This is a genomic window from Bacillus sp. ZY-1-1 (genome assembly GCF_003047165.1).
Taxonomy (GTDB): Bacteria; Bacillota; Bacilli; order Bacillales; family Bacillaceae; genus Bacillus; species Bacillus velezensis.
On record NZ_CP027061.1, the window covers coordinates 3,807,501 to 3,830,424 of the forward strand.

At 46.9% G+C, this 22,924-nt stretch carries 20 protein-coding genes, 2 tRNA genes and 2 rRNA genes (1 of these 24 running past the window's edge); all 24 read right to left on the reverse strand.

What is annotated here, in order from left to right; translation table 11 throughout:
• Positions 1 to 345 (reverse strand): 23S ribosomal RNA (locus C5I45_RS19135) (it extends 2,595 nt beyond the left edge of the window).
• A gap of 174 nt (positions 346 to 519) precedes the next feature.
• Positions 520 to 2,067: ribosomal RNA gene (locus tag C5I45_RS19140) — 16S ribosomal RNA — on the reverse strand.
• Together the 16S and 23S rRNA genes form the textbook arrangement of a ribosomal RNA operon.
• Positions 2,068 to 2,395: 328 nt before the next feature.
• The gene (gene lysS / locus C5I45_RS19145; RefSeq protein ID WP_095324172.1) at positions 2,396 to 3,895 is read right to left on the reverse strand and encodes a lysine--tRNA ligase; all 1,500 of its coding nucleotides are present in this window, start codon (positions 3,893 to 3,895) and stop codon (positions 2,396 to 2,398) included.
• Between the two features lie 89 nt (positions 3,896 to 3,984).
• The gene (gene dusB / locus C5I45_RS19150) at positions 3,985 to 4,986 is read right to left on the reverse strand and encodes a tRNA dihydrouridine synthase DusB (RefSeq protein ID WP_032858300.1); all 1,002 of its coding nucleotides are present in this window, start codon (positions 4,984 to 4,986) and stop codon (positions 3,985 to 3,987) included.
• Positions 4,987 to 5,010: 24 nt separating this feature from the next.
• The gene (locus C5I45_RS19155) at positions 5,011 to 5,220 is read right to left on the reverse strand and encodes a helix-turn-helix domain-containing protein (protein ID WP_003150668.1); all 210 of its coding nucleotides are present in this window, start codon (positions 5,218 to 5,220) and stop codon (positions 5,011 to 5,013) included.
• Positions 5,172 to 5,675, reverse strand: a complete 504-nt coding sequence (gene folK, locus C5I45_RS19160; protein ID WP_024084799.1) for a 2-amino-4-hydroxy-6-hydroxymethyldihydropteridine diphosphokinase — start codon at positions 5,673 to 5,675, stop codon at positions 5,172 to 5,174. Before folK ends, C5I45_RS19155 begins: the two co-directional genes overlap by 49 nt.
• Positions 5,672 to 6,034 carry a dihydroneopterin aldolase gene (gene folB, locus C5I45_RS19165; protein ID WP_044052724.1) on the reverse strand — a complete coding sequence of 121 codons (363 nt, stop codon included), beginning with the start codon at positions 6,032 to 6,034 and terminating at the stop codon, positions 5,672 to 5,674. Before folB ends, folK begins: the two co-directional genes overlap by 4 nt.
• Positions 6,027 to 6,884 carry a dihydropteroate synthase gene (folP, locus tag C5I45_RS19170; RefSeq protein WP_003150672.1) on the reverse strand — a complete coding sequence of 286 codons (858 nt, stop codon included), beginning with the start codon at positions 6,882 to 6,884 and terminating at the stop codon, positions 6,027 to 6,029. The genes folB and folP overlap by 8 nt, the downstream gene beginning before the upstream one ends.
• On the reverse strand, positions 6,865 to 7,749 hold the full coding sequence (gene pabC, locus C5I45_RS19175; protein WP_014304208.1) for an aminodeoxychorismate lyase: 885 nt from the start codon (positions 7,747 to 7,749) through the stop codon (positions 6,865 to 6,867). The genes folP and pabC overlap by 20 nt, the downstream gene beginning before the upstream one ends.
• Positions 7,746 to 8,333 (reverse strand): aminodeoxychorismate/anthranilate synthase component II, encoded by a 588-nt coding sequence (gene pabA / locus C5I45_RS19180; RefSeq protein ID WP_003150674.1) that lies wholly within the window; start codon positions 8,331 to 8,333, stop codon positions 7,746 to 7,748. Before pabA ends, pabC begins: the two co-directional genes overlap by 4 nt.
• A 6-nt stretch (positions 8,334 to 8,339) precedes the next feature.
• Positions 8,340 to 9,761, reverse strand: coding sequence for an aminodeoxychorismate synthase, component I (gene pabB, locus C5I45_RS19185; RefSeq protein WP_024084798.1), 1,422 nt, complete (start codon positions 9,759 to 9,761; stop codon positions 8,340 to 8,342).
• 167 nt (positions 9,762 to 9,928) lie between these two features.
• Positions 9,929 to 10,855, reverse strand: a complete 927-nt coding sequence (gene cysK, locus C5I45_RS19190) for a cysteine synthase A (protein WP_004264603.1) — start codon at positions 10,853 to 10,855, stop codon at positions 9,929 to 9,931.
• Between the two features lie 75 nt (positions 10,856 to 10,930).
• Positions 10,931 to 11,821, reverse strand: a complete 891-nt coding sequence (locus tag C5I45_RS19195; RefSeq protein WP_015388785.1) for a peptidyl-prolyl cis-trans isomerase — start codon at positions 11,819 to 11,821, stop codon at positions 10,931 to 10,933.
• Between the two features lie 45 nt (positions 11,822 to 11,866).
• Positions 11,867 to 12,742: an Hsp33 family molecular chaperone HslO gene (gene hslO / locus C5I45_RS19200; RefSeq protein WP_014304205.1), complete on the reverse strand. Its 876-nt coding sequence runs from the start codon at positions 12,740 to 12,742 to the stop codon at positions 11,867 to 11,869.
• 10 nt (positions 12,743 to 12,752) lie between these two features.
• Complete coding sequence (locus C5I45_RS19205; RefSeq protein ID WP_014304204.1) at positions 12,753 to 13,529, reverse strand: type III pantothenate kinase; 777 nt, start codon at positions 13,527 to 13,529, stop codon at positions 12,753 to 12,755.
• Between the two features lie 148 nt (positions 13,530 to 13,677).
• Positions 13,678 to 15,597, reverse strand: a complete 1,920-nt coding sequence (gene ftsH / locus C5I45_RS19210; RefSeq protein WP_004264608.1) for an ATP-dependent zinc metalloprotease FtsH — start codon at positions 15,595 to 15,597, stop codon at positions 13,678 to 13,680.
• A 97-nt stretch (positions 15,598 to 15,694) separates the two neighbouring features.
• Entirely contained in the window at positions 15,695 to 16,234 is a 540-nt protein-coding gene (gene hpt, locus C5I45_RS19215; RefSeq protein ID WP_004264611.1) for a hypoxanthine phosphoribosyltransferase, read from the reverse strand.
• Positions 16,231 to 17,649 (reverse strand): tRNA lysidine(34) synthetase TilS, encoded by a 1,419-nt coding sequence (tilS, locus tag C5I45_RS19220; protein WP_043867609.1) that lies wholly within the window; start codon positions 17,647 to 17,649, stop codon positions 16,231 to 16,233. The genes hpt and tilS overlap by 4 nt, the downstream gene beginning before the upstream one ends.
• 104 nt (positions 17,650 to 17,753) lie before the next feature.
• Positions 17,754 to 18,755 carry a protein kinase domain-containing protein gene (locus C5I45_RS19225; protein ID WP_014304202.1) on the reverse strand — a complete coding sequence of 334 codons (1,002 nt, stop codon included), beginning with the start codon at positions 18,753 to 18,755 and terminating at the stop codon, positions 17,754 to 17,756.
• The gene (locus C5I45_RS19230) at positions 18,721 to 19,458 is read right to left on the reverse strand and encodes a vWA domain-containing protein (RefSeq protein WP_004264624.1); all 738 of its coding nucleotides are present in this window, start codon (positions 19,456 to 19,458) and stop codon (positions 18,721 to 18,723) included. The genes C5I45_RS19225 and C5I45_RS19230 overlap by 35 nt, the downstream gene beginning before the upstream one ends.
• A gap of 67 nt (positions 19,459 to 19,525) precedes the next feature.
• Complete coding sequence (gene spoIIE, locus C5I45_RS19235) at positions 19,526 to 22,015, reverse strand: stage II sporulation protein E (protein WP_004264625.1); 2,490 nt, start codon at positions 22,013 to 22,015, stop codon at positions 19,526 to 19,528.
• Positions 22,016 to 22,224: 209 nt separating this feature from the next.
• Positions 22,225 to 22,296 (reverse strand) — tRNA-Glu (locus C5I45_RS19240).
• Between the two features lie 7 nt (positions 22,297 to 22,303).
• Positions 22,304 to 22,380: transfer RNA gene (locus tag C5I45_RS19245), tRNA-Met, on the reverse strand.
• 157 nt (positions 22,381 to 22,537) lie between these two features.
• The gene (locus tag C5I45_RS19250) at positions 22,538 to 22,924 is read right to left on the reverse strand and encodes a S1 domain-containing RNA-binding protein (RefSeq protein WP_004264630.1); all 387 of its coding nucleotides are present in this window, start codon (positions 22,922 to 22,924) and stop codon (positions 22,538 to 22,540) included.

A 22,924-nucleotide genomic window follows, 5' to 3' on the forward strand; every position in this document is an offset into this window, starting at 1 on the left:
TCTTCATCTACCTCGTTCCTTTGTAACTCCGTACAGAGTGTCCTACAACCCCAAGAGGCAAGCCTCTTGGTTTGGGCTGGTCCCGTTTCGCTCGCCGCTACTCAGGGAATCGCATTTGCTTTCTCTTCCTCCGGGTACTTAGATGTTTCAGTTCCCCGGGTCTGCCTTCTCATATCCTATGTATTCAGATATGGATACCACTCCATTACGAGTGGTGGGTTTCCCCATTCGGAAATCTCCGGATCAAAGCTTGCTTACAGCTCCCCGAAGCATATCGGTGTTCGTCCCGTCCTTCATCGGCTCCTAGTGCCAAGGCATCCACCGTGCGCCCTTTCTAACTTAACCGTTAAAAAGAATCACTACGTGATATCTTGCATTACTAATTGAATGTGAATTACTTCTGTTATCTAGTTTTCAAAGAACAACATCTCGAAGAATCGAATGATCTTCAAAACTAAACAAGACAGGGAACGTTCTGTTTATAAGACCCAAGGTCTTATATTCCGTTAAAATCCTTAGAAAGGAGGTGATCCAGCCGCACCTTCCGATACGGCTACCTTGTTACGACTTCACCCCAATCATCTGTCCCACCTTCGCGGCTGCTCCTAAAAGGTTACCTCACCGACTTCGGGTGTTACAAACTCTCGTGGTGTGACGGGCGGTGTGTACAAGGCCCGGGAACGTATTCACCGCGGCATGCTGATCCGCGATTACTAGCGATTCCAGCTTCACGCAGTCGAGTTGCAGACTGCGATCCGAACTGAGAACAGATTTGTGGGATTGGCTTAACCTCGCGGTTTCGCTGCCCTTTGTTCTGTCCATTGTAGCACGTGTGTAGCCCAGGTCATAAGGGGCATGATGATTTGACGTCATCCCCACCTTCCTCCGGTTTGTCACCGGCAGTCACCTTAGAGTGCCCAACTGAATGCTGGCAACTAAGATCAAGGGTTGCGCTCGTTGCGGGACTTAACCCAACATCTCACGACACGAGCTGACGACAACCATGCACCACCTGTCACTCTGCCCCCGAAGGGGACGTCCTATCTCTAGGATTGTCAGAGGATGTCAAGACCTGGTAAGGTTCTTCGCGTTGCTTCGAATTAAACCACATGCTCCACCGCTTGTGCGGGCCCCCGTCAATTCCTTTGAGTTTCAGTCTTGCGACCGTACTCCCCAGGCGGAGTGCTTAATGCGTTAGCTGCAGCACTAAGGGGCGGAAACCCCCTAACACTTAGCACTCATCGTTTACGGCGTGGACTACCAGGGTATCTAATCCTGTTCGCTCCCCACGCTTTCGCTCCTCAGCGTCAGTTACAGACCAGAGAGTCGCCTTCGCCACTGGTGTTCCTCCACATCTCTACGCATTTCACCGCTACACGTGGAATTCCACTCTCCTCTTCTGCACTCAAGTTCCCCAGTTTCCAATGACCCTCCCCGGTTGAGCCGGGGGCTTTCACATCAGACTTAAGAAACCGCCTGCGAGCCCTTTACGCCCAATAATTCCGGACAACGCTTGCCACCTACGTATTACCGCGGCTGCTGGCACGTAGTTAGCCGTGGCTTTCTGGTTAGGTACCGTCAAGGTGCCGCCCTATTTGAACGGCACTTGTTCTTCCCTAACAACAGAGCTTTACGATCCGAAAACCTTCATCACTCACGCGGCGTTGCTCCGTCAGACTTTCGTCCATTGCGGAAGATTCCCTACTGCTGCCTCCCGTAGGAGTCTGGGCCGTGTCTCAGTCCCAGTGTGGCCGATCACCCTCTCAGGTCGGCTACGCATCGTCGCCTTGGTGAGCCGTTACCTCACCAACTAGCTAATGCGCCGCGGGTCCATCTGTAAGTGGTAGCCGAAGCCACCTTTTATGTCTGAACCATGCGGTTCAGACAACCATCCGGTATTAGCCCCGGTTTCCCGGAGTTATCCCAGTCTTACAGGCAGGTTACCCACGTGTTACTCACCCGTCCGCCGCTAACATCAGGGAGCAAGCTCCCATCTGTCCGCTCGACTTGCATGTATTAGGCACGCCGCCAGCGTTCGTCCTGAGCCAGGATCAAACTCTCCGATAAAGTAGTTTGACTGACTACGCACATCGCTGTGCGATTTATTTAAAACTTTGAATTAACAGGTACGTTTTGTCTTGTTTAGTTTTCAAAGATCATTTTGTCTTTCGTTCAAGCGACTTTATTATTATATCTTATCAATCTCTTGAAGTCAACAACTTTTTAAATTTCTTTTTTTCGTCAGCGCCTTGTTTAGCGGCAACGAATAATAATATACCACCTCACAAATAATAGTGCAATAGTTTTTTAAAAGAAAATCAAAAAAGTTTTACGAGCGGCTTGTTTCTAAAAAAGCGCCGCACTGCGATAAGCAGAAACGGCGCCTTCCCTTTTATTAGCGTTGTCTCATTTGAGGGAATAATAAAACGTCTCTGATAGACGGAGCATTTGTTAACAGCATGACAAGGCGGTCGATACCGATACCCAATCCCCCGGTCGGCGGCATGCCGTATTCAAGAGCTTCAACGAAGTCTTCATCCATCATATGCGCTTCATCGTTTCCTTCTTCTCTTTCTTTTAATTGCGCTTCAAAGCGTTCCCTCTGGTCAATAGGGTCATTCAGCTCCGTAAACGCATTAGCGTGCTCACGGCCGACGATAAACAGCTCAAAACGGTCTGTAAAGCGAGGGTCCTCCGGATTTTTCTTAGCAAGAGGAGAAATCTCTACAGGGTGGCCGTAAATAAATGTAGGCTGAATGAGTGTTTCTTCAATTTTTTGTTCGAAGAATTCATTGATGATATGACCCACCGTCATAGAGTTTGTGATCTCGATACCATGCTCTTTTGCATGACCGCGCGCTTCTTCAACAGTCATCTCATTCCAGAAATCTACACCTGTCGCTTCTTTGACCGCATCTACCATGTGGAGTCGTTTCCACTCAGGTTTCAGATCAATCTGCTCTTCGCCGTACTGGATTGTGGTGCTTCCAAGCACTTCCTGCGCAATATGTGCTACGAGGTTTTCCGTAAGACTCATAATATCTTTATAATCGGCGTACGCTTCATACAGCTCGATCATCGTGAATTCAGGGTTATGGCGTGTAGAAACACCTTCGTTACGGAACACGCGGCCGATTTCGTAGACTTTTTCCAATCCGCCGACAATCAGGCGTTTCAGGTGCAGTTCAATCGCAATACGCATATAAAGAGGCATGTCTAGCGCGTTATGGTGCGTGATGAACGGGCGTGCAGACGCTCCTCCCGGTATGCTGTGCATCGTAGGTGTTTCAACTTCTAAGTATCCATGGTCATCTAAGTATCTTCTCATCGCTTGGATGATTTTGCTGCGTGTGATAAACGTTTGTTTGCTGTCAGGGTTTACGATGAGATCGAGATAGCGCTGGCGGTAACGCTGTTCAACATCTTTTAACCCATGATATTTATCAGGAAGAGGACGCAGTGCTTTTGTCAGCAGTTCAAAAGATGTCGCTTTGACAGAAAGCTCGCCTACGTTTGTTTTGAAAACTTTCCCGGTGATGCCGATAACGTCTCCGAGGTCTGAAGATTTAAAGACTTCATATTGTTCTTCGCCGACACTGTCTTTTCTTACGTAAATTTGAATTTGACCTTCTAAGTCCTGCAGATGCGCAAAGCCGGCTTTCCCTTTTCCGCGCTTTGTCATCATACGGCCTGCAATGGTCACTTCGATCGCTTTTTCTTCCAGTTCTTCTTTAGAAAGCTCCTGGTAGGCGTCAATGATTTGTTGAGATTGATGCGTTCTCTCGAAACGTTCGCCGAAAGGGTCAATGCCGTTTTCTCTCAGCTGGTTCATTTTATCTCGTCTGACTTGCAGCTGGTCGTTCAATTCCTCATGATTTTGCTCTTCTTGACTCATTGGTATCACTCCGTTACATTTTGATTTCACGAAAAAGCAGAAAAACTGCCAGCGGTAAGCTGGCAGTGAGCAGCAATAGAGGGTGTATATTAACCTACTTTTGCATCTTGAAGCTCTTTTGCCTCTGCTTCGGCGGTAAATGCATCTAAAAGCTGCACAAATTTTTCACGCGTCTCACATTGGTTAATTTCATTGCGTACATTCGCATTGCCTCTGACACCTTTCAGATACCAGGCAGCGTGTTTTCTCATTTCTCTGACTGCCACATTTTCGCCTTTTAACTTAATCAGGCGGTCTAAGTGCAGTTTGCATACCGACATTTTTTCACGGACTTTCGGCTCGTCTTTTAACTCACCGGTTTCAAGGTACTGCACCGTACGGTAAATCATCCACGGGTTGCCGAGTGCGGCCCGGCCGATCATGACGCCGTCAACTCCTGTTTCCTCAAGCATGCGTTTCGCGTCCTGAGGCGTTTTGACATCACCGTTTCCGATGACGGGAATGGAGACGGATTGCTTCACTTCTTTAATGATATCCCAGTTCGCAGTGCCTTCATACATTTGCACTCTTGTGCGGCCGTGAAGGGCAACGGCTTTTCCGCCGGCACGTTCAACGGCTTGGGCGTTTTTCACCGCATAAATGTGATCTTCATCCCAACCCATTCTCATCTTCACTGTAACCGGCTTATCAACAGCATCTACTACTGCGGATACCATTTCATAAATCTTATCAGGATCGAGAAGCCATTTGGCGCCCGCATCACATTTTGTAATCTTAGGTACGGGACAACCCATGTTAATATCAATAATATCAGCAGTCGTGTTTTGATCTACAAACTTCGCCGCTTCCACAAGGGTTTCCTTTTTTCCTCCAAAAATCTGAAGGCTGAGCGGTTTTTCACGTTCATCAATGTAAAGCATCCCCATTGTTCTTGCGTTGTTGTAAAGGATCGCTTTGTCACTGACCATTTCAGCGCATACCAATCCGGCTCCGAATTCCTTTACAGTCAATCTGAACGCTGAGTTGCAGACACCGGCCATAGGGGCAAGCACAACCCGGTTTTTCAATTGAATATCACCGATTTTAAACATTTTTCCCCTCCTCTCATTATTTGTCTATTTTTCAGGCGGGGCCAATTCGTCCGCACTTATATTTAAAACATCTGCCGCATCTTGAATGATGGCATCTGACGGCAATCGGTTTCCGCGTTCAATTTCACCGACAATAGAAACTGATATACCTAATGCTTTTGCAAATCCTTCTTGAGTATAACCTTTCAGCTTTCTGAATGCACGAATTCGCCTACCCCAGATTTCTGCTTCCATACTCTTACACCTTCTTGGTTTGTTTCAGCGCTTATCGTGATATGATCCGCCTGCGGACATATTTCTTTTAACGGCGCAAGGACAAATAAGCGCTCATACATTCTCGGATGCGGAACAATCAGCCGCTCTGTTTCAATATTTTCACGATTATACAGCAAAATGTCAAGGTCTGCCGTCCGCGGTCCCCAGCGAATCTCTCTCGTTCTGCCTAATTCAGCTTCAATGGACTGTGTTACATCTAGAAGTTCAAAAGGAGATAACGACGTTTTCACTTCAACCGCCATATTGAGAAACTGATCCTGATCCTCATAACCGACGGGATCTGTTTCATATATAGAGGATATCTTTGACACCGTCACGCCATCATGCCGGGTGAGCATGGCCACTGCCTGGCGCAAATAATGTTCACGGTCGCCCATATTGGAACCGAGGCCGATATATGCCGTATTGTTCATGATTTCTTTCTCGTCATTTCTATGGCTACTGATTTATAATGGCCGGGAATCGGCGGGTCAGGCTTAACAACCTTTACCGTACATTGCTGCACCGGCGCAAATTTCTCAAGGACGGTGTCTGCGATCCGTTCCGCAAGGGTCTCGACCAAATTAACGGGCTCGCCCTCAACGATGCCGCGGCAGACACTGTACAATTCCGCATAGTTAATGGTATAAGAAAGGTCATCCGTTTTTCCCGCTTTGCTCAAATCCAGTTCGGCAGTCAGGTCTACTTTGAAGCGCTGGCCGAGTTTGTTTTCTTCCTCGAACACGCCGTGATATCCGTAAAACTCCATACCTTCCACATATACTTTATCCATAATGCGCGCCTCCTTTGTTCAGCATAGCATCCATCATCTTAGTCATTCTTGCGATCTCTTTGACATCGTGCACCCTCACAATGTCGCAGCCTTTTTGGACGCCAAGGCATACTGTCGCTCCCGTTCCCTCGGCACGTTCTTCAGGGGGAAGGTCAAGCACACGGCCGATGAACCTTTTTCTCGATGTCGCCAGGAGCAGCGGATACCCTAACCCGCTGAACACCTCCAGCTTGTTCATGACAGCCAGATTGTCCTCATAGTTTTTCGCAAAGCCGATCCCCGGATCCAGAATCATGTTTTCATCTGTGACGCCGGCTTCTGCGGCAATTTTTACGCTTTCCATCAAGTCTGCAAGCATATCAGGAATAAGATCGTTATAGTTTCTTTCCATACGATTATGCATTAAGATAATCGGAACTCCGTGTGCGGCGGCTACTGACGCCATGTCAGGGTCACCTTTCGCCCCCCAGATGTCATTAAGGATAGAGGCTCCCGCTTTGACCGCTTCGTCTGCCACGGACGCTTTGTACGTATCGATTGAAAGAGGAATGTCCAGCTCGCTTGTAATCCGTTCTATGACGGGGATGACTCGTGACATTTCCTCATCAGCCGAAACGAGTGATGCGCCGGGCCTTGTCGATTCGCCGCCGATATCTATAATATGCGCCCCTTCTTCAGCCATCTTCGCCGCATGCAGAAGCGCCCTTTCCGTACTGTCGTATTTGCCGCCGTCAGAGAAGGAGTCTGGCGTTACATTTAATATCCCCATAACGAGCGTCTTCTCTTTATAGGACAGAGCGCCTTTTTTTGTATGAATCAGTTTAGGCTGTTCAATTGTTTGCTGCGCCATTTTGTTCCTCCTCCTGTACATTCATTTTGTTTATTTCCTGCTGATACTGCTTACGGAGCAATTGCACCGTTTTTCCGCTCATTCCGGGCAGCGGCACTTCCTCTATTTTAGAAAACGGGATGATTTCAAGCACGGAGTTTGTCAACCATGCTTCATCTGCTTCAAGCATTGATTGAAAACGGAATCGGCCTTCGGTGACTTCTGTCCCCTGCCGTTTCAATTCATCAATGACAAACTGTCTTGTTACCCCATCGAGAATTCCCGTATCCAAAGATGGCGTAAAGACCTTGTCTCCTTTTCGCCAAAACACGTTGGAGACAATGCCTTCCGCGACATCTCCTTCTCCGGTCAGGAAAATCCCTTCAAGATTGGGATCATTCCCGATCTCCCGTTTAGCGTACATGTTGTTTAAATAGTGATGGGATTTTAACCGGAAAGATCCTTCAGGCGTATTTCTCCGGACAGAGAGAAGCCTGCCTTCTTTTTGAACAGGCAGAGTTTCCGGATTGAGCCGGTTGACGAAACAAAGGACGGTCGGCTTTTCATAAGTCTGCGCGGCAAATCCCTTATCGCTGACGCCTGCCGAGATGTTAAGCCGGACACGCGCGCTGCCGTCCTTTATGTCATTGAGAAGCAACAGTCTCCGAAGCATATCAAGCAGCTCCTGTTTGTTCACCTCGAATGCAATCTGCAGATCCCGAAGCGCCCTGTTGAGCCTGGCGACATGCGCATCCGGCAGAAACGGCCGGCCGCTGTAAAGCCTGAACGTCTCGAACGCTCCGATCCCGTACAGATAACCATGGTCAAAAGGAGAAAGCGCCGCTTCTTTCTCCTCTATATATTGACCATTCAAATATATAATCACACCGATACTTCCTTTTTGCGGTGTGTCTCTATAAAGTTTCTGAGCATCTCTTTGCCGAAGGAGGTCATGATGGATTCCGGATGGAACTGAACACCTTCAACAGGCAGCTCATTATGGCGGATTGCCATAATTTCTCCTTCTTTGGTTTGAGCGGATACCGTAAAACAATCCGGCAGCGTGTCCGCTTTGACAATAAGTGAATGGTACCGGGTGGCGACCAGCGGATTTTGCAGGCCGTTAAAAATCGTCTGGCCGTCATGCATAACTTCTGACGTTTTGCCGTGCATGAGCCGCTCTGCTCTGACGACATCGCCGCCGAATACTTGCGCAATCGACTGATGCCCGAGACATACGCCGAAAATAGGAATACTGCCGGCAAAATGTTTGATGGCTTCGAGGCTGATCCCCGCTTCATCAGGACTGCACGGCCCGGGAGAAATCATTAAGAAGTCCGGACCCAGCTCTTCAATCTGCTCAATCGTAATCTCGTCATTCCGTCTGACGATCAGTTCCTCCCCGAGCTCACCCAAATATTGAACCAAGTTGTACGTAAATGAATCATAATTGTCAATCATTAAAATCATCTCTGCTCACCTCGTCTGATTTTTTGTCTCTTCTTCGCTCAGCTCTAACGCCTTTTTCATCGCAAAAGCTTTTTTGAACGATTCCTTGTATTCATGCTTCGGAACCGAATCAATAACCACTCCTGCTCCGGACTGCATAAAAGCATGTCCGCCGGCTGCATAGATCGTCCGGATCACAATGTTAAACTGCAAATCTCCGTTGAATCCGAACCAGCCTATAGATCCAGTATAAAGCCCCCGTCTTGTCGGCTCAAGCTCTTCTATAATTTCCATCGTTCTCACTTTGGGCGCTCCCGTGATGGTGCCCCCCGGGAACACCGCATGAATAATGTCTGTCGCGTCATATCCGTCCTGCAGCTCTCCCTGTACGTTTGACACGATATGCATGACGTGGGAATATTTTTCGATCGCCATAAACTCGTTAACCCGCACGGAGCCGTAGCGCGATACGCGCCCGAGGTCATTACGCTCAAGATCAACAAGCATGACGTGTTCCGCACGTTCTTTTTCGTTGTGAATTAATTCATCAGCCAAAGCCTTGTCTTCAGCATCGTCTTTTCCTCTTGAACGCGTACCCGCGATCGGTCTCGTTTCAAGCTTCTTCCCCTTCTTTGTCACCAATAGCTCCGGCGACCCGCATATCACTTGAAACCCCGGTGTCTCGAGATAGGCCATGTAAGGAGACGGATTGACGTTTCGCAAGTGTTTATACACCTCATACGGATGAACGGATAAAGACTGAGACTGCCTGATGGACAAATTAACCTGGAACACATCGCCGCTCGCGATATATTGTTTAATTTGTTCTACAGCCTGTGAAAATCCTTCCTCGGTGAACGGAGCGGCGTACGATCCGTCCCCATTCCGATTCAGCGGTGAAAAAGGCTCGTCCGCCGTTTGGAGGGAACACCACATGTCCTCTAAGCCGGACAGCTTTTCTTCCGCAAGATCCGCTTCTTCCGCTTCAGTATGGGTAATGAGCCATAACGCCTCTTCCTCATGGTCATAAACGGCCACATCATCAAAAACAAGAAAGTAAATATCAGGTGTTTCCAGATCATCTAACGACAGCATCTTAAAATTCTCAATATATCGGGCATAGTCGTAACTGATAAAACCAATCGCACCGCCTTGAAAGTCCGGAAACTCAACGTTTGTTTCCGTTCCGAGCGTTCCAAACCATTCATGAAAGGCCCGCAGCGGGTCACCTTCTTTAAACAGTGTTTCTCCCTCATGCTTGATCGTTGTAATTCCGTCTTTCCCTCTGACGGACGCAATCGGATCTAGACCGGCTATACTGAATCTTCCCCCTCTCGCGCTTTCGAGCAGAACATGCCGTTTTCTCGATTTCGAAAGGTTTTCATATCGCTGTAAAAATGCTTGTTTCGTAAAAGGTATTTTTCTTCCTGCCGGTCTGCGTTGTGCCATCATATCAATCCTCTGCTTCGTTTTACTGTAGTTTTATTTTAAAGCAATCACACTGGTGAAAAAAGTGAATTTCACTTCCAACCATAAAATTCGAAACGTTTTTTGGATTTTCGATACTTCAGGCACAAAAAAACTCCCGGATACAGCCGGGAGCCGTGTGTATGTCTCTATTCAAACTGATAAAGCGGTGTGCTTAAGTAACGTTCTCCATTACTAGGGATGATCGCAAGCACTTTCTTGCCTTTCCCGAGTTTTTTCGCGATTTCCAGTGCCGCGTAAATGGCCGCTCCGGAAGAAATACCGCCGAGAATCCCTTCTTCTTTTGCCGTTTTACGGGCATATTCAAATGCATCCTCGTTTTTGACGGGAATGATTTGATCATAGATGTCCGTATTCAATGTTTCAGGGACAAATCCCGCTCCGATACCCTGAATTTTATGCGGACCCGGTTTTCCGCCGGAAAGAACTGGAGAATCCGCCGGCTCTACCGCATAGATTTTGATGGATGGATATGCTTCTTTCAGCACTTCGCCCGCTCCCGTGATGGTTCCGCCGGTACCGATTCCGGCCACGAACGCATCAAGCTGGTCGTCACCAAACTGTTCTACGATTTCTTTCCCCGTCGTTTGGCGGTGAATTTCCGGGTTTGCCGCATTGTTGAATTGCTGAGGCACAAAGTATCCGTGTTCCTCCGCAAGTTCTTCCGCCTTTTTAATGGCGCCCTTCATTCCTTCTGCGCCGGGAGTCAGCACAAGCTCCGCTCCGTATGCGCGCAGCAGATTGCGTCGTTCCATACTCATTGTATCAGGCATAACGAGAATGGCTCTGAGACCTTTAGCCGCTGCCACCATCGCAAGACCGATTCCTGTATTTCCGCTTGTCGGTTCAATGATTGTGTCGCCGGCTTTTAATTTTCCTTCTTTTTCAGCCGCTTCAATCATCGCCGCTCCGATACGGTCTTTTACGCTGCTGCCCGGATTCATGTATTCAAGCTTCAGATATACATCTGCACTGTTTTCATCCGTCAGGCGATTCAATTTCACAATAGGAGTATTTCCGATTAGTTCAGTAATAGAATTTGCAATACGCACCATGTTGGACACCTCAATTTCCGACTAAATTTATTGGTATTATAAATATAAGTTATCAATTTCAAAATTTTTTGTCAATCATTTAGTTCTTTTTTCCCCGTAGAACCAAGAGACCCCCGCCTCTTTCCACAGCGTTTTGACTGTCGCCTTGTCACCTAATTGATCCATCGCGATCTGGCGTCTGATTTGACTCTTCACTTCATTGTATGAGAAAGTTCTCGCTTTAAGCTTTTCTTTCAGCTGAATGACGGCATATCCTGAAGAAACTTTAATCGGTTCAGCGGACCATTCATCTTCTTTGAGATTTTTAGCTTCTGTGATATATGCCTGCGGGATATTTTCCTGGTTTTCTGTCACAAAGCCGAGGTCTCCGCCATACTGAGACGTGTATCTGTCCGTGGAACGCTCAGCGGCGACGGCTTCAAAGCTGGAACCGCCTTTCAAATCAGCAAGCACCCTGTCCGCCTCTTCCTTGTTTTTGACGACAATGTGCCTGATTCTGTAGGAATCATCGAAATGGTACAGTTCTTTATTTTTATTATAAAATGATTGCATTTCCTTATCCGATATATCGATGTCCTTCGTCAGCAGTTCTTCAAGAAGAATGTTGTAGCGGATCTGGTCTCTCCATTCTTTTTCGGTAATATGGCTGTCTTCATAAAATGAATTATTCACCGCTTTGATTAAAAGAAATTCACGTTCCAATTCGGTGTTTGAAACTGTGAGTTTATTCTTTTTCGCAAGTTCTTCCACTACTTGTGCATTAATCATGTCTTCCAGAGTTGATTTTCCGTACTCGTCTTCCATCTTTTTCATCCAGTCCTGCCGTGTGATATGTTTATCACCGATTGTCGCGATGGATTCTTCAGATGACCCCGCGGCTTGGGATTTTGTTAACTTATACGCCACTGCTACACTGCATACCAACAGCGCCGCTACAATAATCGTCAAAAGTGTTCTCGATTTCAAAATCTACCCCATCCCTTTTACAAAATAGAACAACCCGCTAAAGAGCTAGCGGGTTGTTTCGTCACGAAGCTCTTCCAGTTCTTCTTTTGTAAATAAATATTTCTCATTACAAAAATGGCAAACCGCTTCGGCTTTTCCGTCTTCTTCTATCATATCTTGTATTTCTTTTTTGCCTAGTCCTAAAATGGCCGTTTCGAATCGATCTTTTGAACAAGAACAGTGAAATTTGACCGGCATTGTTTCGAGAACGTCCGGTTTTTGACCCAGAACTTCTTCTAAGATTTCTTCCGGTGTCAGGCCTTTTTGAATCAATTTTGAAATCGGTTCGATTTGAGATAATTGCTTTTCAATTGTTGAAATGGTTTCTTCATCAGTCCCCGGAAGAAGCTGAATGATGAACCCGCCCGCAGCGAGAATCGTGTTATCAGGATTTACTAGAACACCTACCCCGACAGATGAAGGGACTTGTTCAGAAGAAACAAGGTAATACGTGAAGTCATCACCGAGTTCACCCGAGACAATCTCTACTTGCCCCGTAAAATAATCACGCAAGCCCAAATCTTTTACGACACTGAGTGTTCCGTCAGTTCCGACCGCCCGTCTGACATCCAGTTTCCCTTGTTCATTGAGGTCAAAATGAACGTGCGGATTTGATACGTATGCTCTTACCTCACCCTTTGCGTTCGCATCTGCGACAATGGCTCCGATCGGGCCGCCGCCTTCTATTTTGACTGTCAGCTTATCTTCACCCTTAAGCATCGCTCCGAGTATCAGAGACGCTGTCATCGTCCGGCCGATTGCGGCTGATGCCGTCGGCCACGTGTCATGCCTTCTTTGCGCTTCATTTACCATATCTGTCGTTCTGGCTGCATAAGCCCGCACTTTACCGTCATATGCAATTGCTTTAATTAAATAATCCATCGTTTACCTCCTATATGTGACCCACGCGATTTCGCTCATAAATGATTTCCAGCCCTTTTAAAGTAAGAAACGGGTCAACAATATCAATACAGTCTGATTCGTTTGCGATTAATGACGCAAGCCCCCCTGTCGCAATGACTTTCGGTTCTTGTTTGGCCTGCCATTTCATCCGCTTTACAATGCCTTCAACTTGTCCGACATAGCCGAAAAGGATGCCGGACTGCATGGCGCTTACCGTGTTTTTGCCGATGATATTGTCCGGTCGGGCGATTTCAATTCTCGGAAGCTTGGCCGCGCGTGAGTACAGCGCTTCCGTTGAAATTGTAATGCCGGGAGCAATCGCACCGCCCATGTATTGTTTGTTTTCATCAATGTAGCAATACGTCGTCGCCGTTCCGAAATCAACAACAATTAAGGGGCCGCCATACTGCTGGATCGCCGCAACGGCATTGACGATCCTGTCAGCTCCCACTTCTTTCGGATTGTCATATTTTATATTTAAACCTGTTTTCATTCCCGGGCCGACAACCTGCGGCTCGATGTGAAAGTATTTTGTGCACATTCTTTCTAAAGAGAACATAATCGGCGGCACTACGGATGAGATGATAATCCCTTCAATCTGTTCAAACATCAGTCCGGAATGTTCAAATAAGGAGCGGAGCAGCATGCCGAATTCGTCTTCTGTTTTGTGTCTGCTCGTTTCTATGCGCCAATGATATTCTAATTCCCCATCATGATATACACCAATCACGGTGTTGGTGTTCCCCACATCTATAACCAGTAACAACCTCTATCACCACTTTTGAATAGTTTCTAATCATAACATTTTCAACATTCTACAATACCATACACGATCTGCGGCTCTTTTGTAAACAAAACGGAACCAGTAAAAAAACCGCCGGTATACGCCGGCGGTTTTCATATCAGAAAGCGAACTATTCTTTCGGCTCGTCTTTCTTTTCGTCTTCTGTTTTAGACAGAATGTTTACTTTCACATCGTCTTTTTGAAGATGGTCATCTGAGAAATTGCGCTCAGGGAGTTTTCCGTGATCCACGAGATGCTTGATTTGTTCCGCATCTAATGTTTCCACATCAAGCAATGTCTGAGCAATCAATTCAAGCTTATCGCGATTTTCAGTCAGGATGGTTTTCGCACGCTCATAACATTCTTTAATGATGCGCTGAATTTCCTGATCAATTTCGTAAGCGATCTGATCACTGTAGTTTTGCTCGTTGTTGAAATCCCGGCCCAGGAATACTTGACCGCCTTGAGATTGACCGAACTGAAGCGGTCCGAGTTTTTCTGACATACCGAACTCTGTCACCATTCTTCTGGCAATGTTCGTTGCCCGCTGGAAGTCATTGTGAGCCCCCGTGCTGACTTCGCCGAAGATAATTTCCTCGGCAACACGTCCGCCCAGAAGACCGACAATTTTATCGAGAAGTTCAGGTTTTGTCTGGAAGTAACGGTCTTCTCTCGGAAGCATGACTGCGTATCCGCCTGCCTGCCCCCTCGGAACAATCGTTACTTTATGAACCATATCGGCTTCATCCAGCACAAGTCCGATAACAGTGTGACCGCCCTCGTGGTACGCCACGATATTGCGTTCTTTTTTCGAGATGACGCGGCTCTTCTTCGCAGGACCCGCAATGACACGGTCCGTTGCTTCATCAATGTCGCGCATATCAATTTTCTTCTTGTTTTGACGGGCAGCAACGAGTGCCGCTTCGTTAAGAAGGTTTTCTAAATCTGCGCCTGAGAAACCGGGTGTTCTTGAAGCGATTGCTTTTAAGTTCACCGTCTCATCAAGCGGTTTGTTTCTCGCATGCACCTGCAATACGGCTTCACGGCCGATGACATCCGGACGGTCTACCGTAATCTGACGGTCAAAACGTCCCGGACGGAGCAATGCAGGGTCAAGAATGTCCGCACGGTTTGTCGCAGCGATAATAATGATTCCTTCATTCGCACTGAAACCGTCCATCTCAACAAGCAGCTGGTTCAGTGTCTGTTCGCGTTCATCATGCCCGCCGCCAAGACCGGCGCCGCGCTGACGTCCTACCGCGTCGATCTCATCAATGAAGATCAGGCAAGGCGCATTCTTTTTCGCATTTTCGAATAAATCACGCACACGGGAAGCACCGACACCGACAAACATTTCAACGAAATCAGATCCGCTGATGCTGAAGAAAGGAACGCCAGCTTCACCGGCTGAGGCTCTCGCAAGCAATGTCTTACCGGTTCCCGGAGGTCCGACAAGCAGCACGCCTTTAGGGATCCTGGCGCCAAGCTCGGCGAATTTGCGGGGATCTTTCAGAAACTCAACAACCTCAACGAGCTCCTGCTTCTCCTCATCCGCGCCGGCTACATCTTTAAACTTCACGCGTTTCTTTTCTTCCGTATACAGCTTCGCTTTGCTCTTTCCGAAGTTCATGACACGGCTGCCGCCGCCCTGAGCCTGATTGAGCAGGAAGAAAAACAGAATAAAGATGATGACAAACGGAATGATCGTCGTTAAGAACGTCACCCACCCGCTTGTTTCCTGTGCGGGATCAACTTTTACGTCCGTCTTTTTAATTGCGTCAAATATCTGGTCTGCTCCTTTTCCTTCAGGAACATGTGTTAAAAAGTACTGGTCTTTGTCGTATTTTTTCAGCTGTCCTTTTACCTCATAAACACCTCTGACAGGCTGAACCGATACGCTATCAACTTTCCCTTCATCGAGGTTCTTGATAAACGTACTGTACGACATATTTTCTGTTTTCGGGTTTGAGGTCTGGAAGTAACTCACAACCCCGATTACTACTAATAAAATAAGTAAATAAAAAATGGTATTACGGAAGACCCGATTCATTCCTTACCTCCTCCCACAGTAAGCACAACTATGTTCAATAGTACCATAGAAAATCATTCCAATACAACCGATAACCATCTCGGAAGCAGGCAGCCGATCAGCTTTCATAAATCGCCGGTTTTAATACTCCGATGTAAGGCAGATTGCGATAGCGCTCGGCATAATCAAGTCCGTAACCCACAACAAACGCGTCAGGAACTTCAAAGCCTACGAAGTCTGCTTTAATGTCCGCTTTTCTTCCGCTTGGTTTATCCAACAGGGTAACAATCTTAATTGATTTCGCTTTACGATATCGGAAGAGTTCTACGAGATAGCTCAAGGTTAACCCACTGTCGATAATATCTTCAATGATTAAGATGTCCCGGCCTTCTACAGATGTATCCAAATCTTTGATGATTTTGACTTCTCCGGAAGAAACCGTGGAATTTCCGTAGCTTGATACATCCATGAAGTCCATTTCCAAATATGTATCAATATGCTTTATAAGATCAGCCATAAAAGGAAGCGCTCCCTTTAACACACCGATTGCCAACGGAAACGTGTCGCTGTACTCGCTTGTTAATTGTTCTCCAAGCTGTTTTACTTTCTGCTGGATCTCATCTTCTGAGATCAGCACTTTTTCGATATCCTGTTTCATGTTAATGCTTGCCCCCTACACTTTTCATGCTGTCTATATTGTAATACAATGCGGTCACTGTTTGAAATCACAAGATCGTCAAAGATGGATTTTTTCAAGCCAGGCAGCCAGATAATTTCACCGTTCGCATCCGTTACAATCGGCCATTCGTCCCGATCCCGCAGAGGCAGTTTATGATCAATAAATATATCTTTTACCTTTTTCGAGCCATTCATCCCTTTAAGTTTAATCCGGTCGCCGATTTTTCTCGTCCGGATTGTTAAAGGAAATTGCACCTTATTTCTGCTTGTCATAAAAACAGCATTCCCATTTTTGATATGAGGGTCAGCCTGATCGGCCACCTCTATCATAAAGCCGTTGGGGAGAACAGCAGTCTCGCCTTCCGCTCCTTGCAGCTGCAGCTCAAAGGGAACCTTTTCACATTGCCATTGTTCAAATGTAAACAAACATGTCTGATATGATTTGACCACCTTCAGCCCTTTCGGAAAATCAAGCACTCCCGAGGCGCTTCCATTTTCCGCCCATTCCAGAAACTGCTGTATGTGGCGGGCGGAAAACGACGATGGAACGTTTTCATAAAGATAGTTTAATATTAGTTGAACTCCTCTTCTTTGTAAAGGTATCGGAAGGGCAAGCAATTGAGAGGAATCGACTTCAACCGATGTGTCAGACTTGCTTGTAATAACCTTATTCATTCGTTCTTTCGTTAATGACTGCAAGTATTGTTCGTCTTCTGTCAGTGCTTCACTCACCTTTTGAAACATTTTATGAACGTCAGGTGATTCTTGTTTTAAAAAAGGAAGCACGGTCTTTCTGAATCTGTTTCTTGTATAATCGTCTTTTGCATTGCTCTCATCCGTTCTGTAGCTGAGCCCTTCTTGACGGCAGTATTCTAGGATTTCATCCTTTTCCGCATAGAGGAAAGGCCTGATCAGCCAGCCGGATGCAAATTCGCGGACGGGCTGCATTCCCGCGAGCCCTGCACCGAGCGTACCTTTCGCAAGCCTCATGAGCATTGTCTCAACCTGGTCATCGCCGTGATGAGCCAGCGCCAAAAACTTCGCTTGGTGTTTTGTCATCAGATCTTCGAAAAACTGATATCTGCAATCACGCGCGGCAGCCTGCTTGTTCAGCTTATTCTTCTTTGCGTATGCAGAAACATCAATCTGTACCGTTTCGCAGAGGATGTGTTCCGCTTCGCAATATGACTGCACAAACTTCATATCTTCTTCAGATTCAGGACCCCTGAACTGATGGTCGACATGCGCCGCTATGATAACGGAAGAATGCCCGAAGTGCTTATTCAGCATACTGAGAAGCGCCATTGAATCAGGGCCTCCGGAGACCCCGGCAATAATCGTTTCTCCCTCCGCCTGAAGATGATATGTTTTGAAAAAATCTTCCACGCTTTTCACAATGTCCCCCTCACAATGAGCAGGTTTTTTAAAGATATACATATCCTATCACTTTCATTCCCTCCAAGCAAAGAAGAAGCATGAGCGCAGGCGTCCGGCCGGCATTAGATGAGAAAAAAGACGATGTAAGCGAAATAAAGGGCGAGAACGCTGATTAAAATAAGCGTTGTTTCAAACAAACCATTATGCTTTGCGGGTTTTTGTTTAGGTTTATACCGCGTTTGAGATACAGTGCCCTGCCGCGGTTTTGATTGCGGCGGCTTAGGCTTGGCGGCGGCTTTCCTTTTACTCCCGGCGCTCTGCCCCGCCGTCAGGATGTCATGCTTCATGGCTTCCGCAGACGGATATTGGCCGTTTAAAGCAGAAAACAGAACCTTCTTATACTTGTTCAGAAACGGGTGGCCTTCAATGATAGAACGAAGCTGTTCTTTCGGCTGTCCTGACTTTTTGCACTCTTTCTTCTGGACACAGTGAATCATGATCATTGCGACAGCAAACAGGTCATAGGATGGTTCTGCTTTTCTTGTTCCATACCCCCAATAGCCCCTGTCGTAAAACTCCGTATACTCTTTAATCGCGCGGCCTTGTTTTGTCGTTCCCCCTACATCAATGCAGCGGATGGCAGCCGGCGGTCCGGTTACAATAAGATTTTCCGGTTTGAGGTCGCCAAAAACCCATCCCTGCTGATGAAGGACTGACAAGCTGGAAAGAAGCTGCACCATCAGCACCGGAATCCACTCCGCTCCCTTACTGCTGATATATTGCGGAAGAAGCGGCCCTTCTATGTACTCCATCACGTAAAAAGAGACATTTTTATTCAGCTGCGGAATAAACGCATCGTCCGCATCAAAAAAAGAAGGCCCCATCGTTTGCGACCGGGCCTTTGAAAAGGATTTTAAGACATTCACTTCAGAGGTAACAGACATGCTGTCGCTGCTTATTTTCAAAGCGACCTGTCCGCCTGATGCTTCTGCCAGATATACAATACCGTTAGCCCCTTTTCCAAGCTGTTTGAGCAATCTGTAGGATTTGCCGTTCCATTTGCCCTGAATTGCCGTCCCCGGTGCCAAACTACATGCCAAACTCGTTAAAGCGTCGTTCATCATCTGCCAACATGCTCCTTCTTGAGCGGATTCTCTCAAACTGCTGCGTCGCTTCCCTGATAGCGGGGCCCGTAGGGGTGATACCGCCGGTCGACAGCTTCGCAAAGAGCGCGGAAAGGGATTCAAGCTTCGGCGTCCAATTCAGCACAAGCTCAACTTCCTGGCTTTTCCCGGGAAATATACACATGGCAAATTCATTTTGTCCGGCCCGGGAATTTAAACTGATGGAAAGATCAATCAGCGCTTCTTTCACCGTCGGCAGTTTCGGCGCCATACTCGCACTCGTATCAACCAGCACAAGCACCTGCAGATGAACTGTTTCTCCGAGTTCATCAACCACTTCCATCACTTCGCCGCGTTTTTCCGGAGAAAGCTCTTCCATTTCAACGTTTTTCCCTAAGATTTGTTTAAGCTCTTGATTGACGACACCTTGCAGCGTCTGGGTCATTGCTTTTTTCGTCACCATTTGAACCGTCTGAGACAATTGTGACGCATATACAACTTGATGGACGCCGCCACCGGCCATGGCGATGCCTTCAACTTCCTTCATTGCCTCTTGGTCAATCGCGTTTTCTTCCATAATCCCTATAACATTCACCGTAATCCCCTGCTCCTTGGCGAAAGCCGCCATTGCAATCGGGTCTTCACCATGATTGGAGCAGCCATCTGTAATCAGCAGAACTTGATTTAAATGTCCCTTATTCACATACATTCCTCCCGGTGATACGATTAGTCCCATCTTCGCCAGAAGGAAAGTGATTTATACGAAAGGATTAAGAAATCTCCTTTTTATTTTGGAATACCGCCGGCACCGGTATGGAAGCCCATTTCGGCGTGTTGTGATCAATCCGGACAACAACCACCGTCATGTCGTCTTCGATTTGGCCGGAACGCGTTCTGATGACCTCTTCCATTAATATATCAGCGATTTCCTGCGGATCTTCGGTTTTCAGCCCTTTCATTTTCCGTTTCATCCACAGGTCGTGGTTTTCAACGTGCTTCGGTCCTTCAAAAATACCGTCACTCATCATGACGAGCAGATCTCCCGCTTTTAACTGTTCACTTACAACCTCCACATCAAATTCATTGATGATACCGATCGGCAGATTGCTGGCCTGCACTTTCATGACTTGATCTCCCCGCTTGATAAAACTCGGCGTTGAACCGACCTTCAAGAATTTGCAGCTTGCATCCTGAAGATCAATGATAGAAAGATCGAGAGTTGAGTAGATTTCGTCTGTCGTCCGTAAAGACAGAATACTGTTGATCGTTTTGATCGCTATTTTTTCATCAATACCTGATTCGAGAATTTTTTCGAGCAGCTTAATCGTTTCGTTGCTCTCATAATGGGCCCTCGCCCCATTGCCCATGCCGTCACTGATCGCGGCCGCATACTTTCTCGCCCCCAGTTCCATCATGCTGTAGCTGTCGCCGGAGACAAGGCCGCCGCCTTTTGCCGCATGAGCCGCGCCTGTCGATACCCGGTATGATTTGGTCGAACCGAACGCAACATGGCTGTAGCCATTCGGATGAGCCGAGTGCTGTTCGCTTTTGACAAGTATCTGCTCCTCAAGAATGTCAGACAGCATCGGGGCGATAATTTTCTCACTCTCGCCGTGTCCTCCGCTGAACGGGATTGTCATTTCGATATCAATATTGCCCTGCTCCAAGCTGTATATCTCGACATGCTGAATCTCGATTCCGAAATGCTGAAGCGCCTCTATCATTTGTTCTTCCTGAATAAAATGCTGCTCCCTCTCCCGTTTTATTTCCCGAGAAAAGTCCGCCATGACCTCAGAAACCCCCAACAGCTGCTCGGCAACAAGCCTCCTGCTGTCCTGAACTTTTCTCTTCAGTGTCAGATGGGCGTGATGGTGGGCAAGTTCGTCCTCAATCAGCTCTTCCACCTGTCTGGATTTGGAACAGTGCTGTTGAAACTCTTTTTTCAATCTGCGGTTTGAGGCATACTGCTTTTCTTCTGTTTCATGCATAACTTGTTTCATTAAGTCATATGTTTTATCAAAGTTTTGAACCCAGCATTTGCTTTTCTTATAGCAGGATTGGCAGGAATGCTCGGTGATTTTGCTTAAAAAGAGATCCACTTCCCCTTCTTCCGCCTGCTCATCGGAAGACGTCTGATGAAAGGTGGCGAAGCTCTCCGACAAGGCATGAAACACATTGGAGAACTGGTCTACTTTCTGGGCGGTGACATCTCTGATTTTCCTCGCGTACTGCTGCTGCTCCTGACTGTGCTCAGCAGTGCCCGGTATGTATCGCGCCACCTTTTTCGTAATCGATTGGGGCGTAATCAAAAACAATACAACGGCAATCAAAGATTCATAAAGAGTGGTCATTAATCCGGCAGACCCTTCACCATATAATGAAATCAGCAGTGAGCCGATCACCAATCCGACTGCGGCGCCGGCTTTCTTTCCTTCTTTCAGCAGCCCGCCAAGAAGCCCGGAAAACGCAAGCAGACTCATTTGATAGAGATTCCCGATATTCGCAAGCCCGAGGATCAGTCCGGTCACAACACCGACCGTACAGCCGATGCTTGCCCCGCCGACAAAGGAAAAACTCAGCACGACATAGCGGGCCAGGATATGTTCAGCCTGCATTCCCTGAAATGAAACACCGGCAAGCCCGGTTAAAACGGATGCGATCAAGATCATAAAACAGATGATTTCTTCTATTTTTAACGATTGCTTCACTTTTTTGATCGTGAAAATCGGCAGGCTTTGTAAAAAGATCAGCGTCAAAATAAAGGCCAGGCCCGCCTCGACAACAGCCATCACATAATCATAGGTGGTAAAAGCGCCGCTTTCAAAATAAACAAATCCGATTCTCGCGGCAGCCATAGAGAAAAACACCACGATCGGCAGCATCTTCACCCGGTCCTGCACGATATATGTACCGATTTTTGAAAATAGAGTGAAGACGGCCAAAGCTGTGAGAATCAATAAAGAGTGTTTCGGCGAAATGGTTAAAGCGCCCGCAAGTAAAGACAGACAAGCATAGAAGGCTTTATCTCTTCTGATCAAAAGCATCGCTCCGAAAAACGGCAGTGCAAATGGAAGAACCTCAGATAATATGAAAGCCCGTCCAAGTAAAAAACCGATCACGACATAAATGAAACCCTTATAGAAAAAAAGTGAATGCGCTTGATGGACTGTAAGCTTTGCCGCCTTTTCAAAAAACGATTGCAGTTTTTCCAGAGCTTGTCCCGCCATCGGCCCGTTCACTCTTCTTTCCGCTTTTTCCATTGCTCTCATCCCCCACCTGTTTTATTCGTTGCTTGTCATTATAAATGAAAGCCCAGATAGGATTTTGTCAAAAGAAGGTAACAATTCCAAAGAACTCTTCGACGCTTTCTCCCTTGTTCCCCTTTCCTTTTGTATTTCCTCCGACATTTCTCAAAAAGTTGTCTAAATATGAAAAAATCGGCTTCTGCAACAGAAGCCGATTCGCTTGATGACCCGTACGGGATTCGAACCCGTGTTACCGCCGTGAAAGGGCGGTGTCTTAACCGCTTGACCAACGGGCCATATATATGGTAGCGGCGGAGGGGATCGAACCCCCGACCTCACGGGTATGAACCGTACGCTCTAGCCAGCTGAGCTACACCGCCATATAGGTGCTTATAAGCACAAGTTATATAATACAAAGGTTTCTTCATTCCGTCAACAGAAACTTTAAAGTTTTAATTTTCTGACTACATGCGCGTATACAAAAAAAGCACCCGCTGGGATAGACGGATGCTCCATGTATTTATAGAAAGCAGCAAGTTATCCTCTTCTTGCTCCGCGCCCTCCACGTTTTGATTCCGTGTTTCGTTTTAAAGATGATAAGCGGTCTTCGCTATCTTTAAGAAACTTGTTCATTTTCTGTTCAAAAGATTCTTTCGGACGGAAATCATTTCTAGGTCTGGCTTGCGGACGGTCTTTAGCTTTTTTAATTGATAAACCAATTTTCCCGTCTTTTTCAACGTTGATGACTTTCACTTCAACTTGATCGCCGACTTTTAAATGCTCGTTAATGTCTTTTACATAATTATCGGCTACCTCACTGATATGAACGAGACCGGTTGAGCCTCCAGGCAATTCAACAAATGCTCCGAAATTTGTAATACCTGTTATTTTCCCTTGCAACTTGCTGCCAACTTCAATCGACAT

Bases quoted from the DNA above. Each gene is read 5' to 3' on its own strand.
- lysS (WP_095324172.1), bottom strand. From the start codon at position 3,895: ATGAGTCAAGAAGAGCAAAATCATGAGGAATTGAACGACCAGCTGCAA.
- dusB (WP_032858300.1), bottom strand. From the start codon at position 4,986: ATGTTTAAAATCGGTGATATTCAATTGAAAAACCGGGTTGTGCTTGCC.
- C5I45_RS19155 (WP_003150668.1), bottom strand. From the start codon at position 5,220: ATGGAAGCAGAAATCTGGGGTAGGCGAATTCGTGCATTCAGAAAGCTG.
- folK (WP_024084799.1), bottom strand. From the start codon at position 5,675: ATGAACAATACGGCATATATCGGCCTCGGTTCCAATATGGGCGACCGT.
- folB (WP_044052724.1), bottom strand. From the start codon at position 6,034: ATGGATAAAGTATATGTGGAAGGTATGGAGTTTTACGGATATCACGGC.
- folP (WP_003150672.1), bottom strand. From the start codon at position 6,884: ATGGCGCAGCAAACAATTGAACAGCCTAAACTGATTCATACAAAAAAA.
- pabA (WP_003150674.1), bottom strand. From the start codon at position 8,333: ATGATTTTAATGATTGACAATTATGATTCATTTACGTACAACTTGGTT.
- pabB (WP_024084798.1), bottom strand. From the start codon at position 9,761: ATGGCACAACGCAGACCGGCAGGAAGAAAAATACCTTTTACGAAACAA.
- cysK (WP_004264603.1), bottom strand. From the start codon at position 10,855: ATGGTGCGTATTGCAAATTCTATTACTGAACTAATCGGAAATACTCCT.
- hslO (WP_014304205.1), bottom strand. From the start codon at position 12,742: ATGGATTATTTAATTAAAGCAATTGCATATGACGGTAAAGTGCGGGCT.
- ftsH (WP_004264608.1), bottom strand. From the start codon at position 15,597: ATGAATCGGGTCTTCCGTAATACCATTTTTTATTTACTTATTTTATTA.
- hpt (WP_004264611.1), bottom strand. From the start codon at position 16,234: ATGAAACAGGATATCGAAAAAGTGCTGATCTCAGAAGATGAGATCCAG.
- C5I45_RS19225 (WP_014304202.1), bottom strand. From the start codon at position 18,755: ATGATGAACGACGCTTTAACGAGTTTGGCATGTAGTTTGGCACCGGGG.
- spoIIE (WP_004264625.1), bottom strand. From the start codon at position 22,015: ATGGAAAAAGCGGAAAGAAGAGTGAACGGGCCGATGGCGGGACAAGCT.
- C5I45_RS19250 (WP_004264630.1), bottom strand. From the start codon at position 22,924: ATGTCGATTGAAGTTGGCAGCAAGTTGCAAGGGAAAATAACAGGTATT.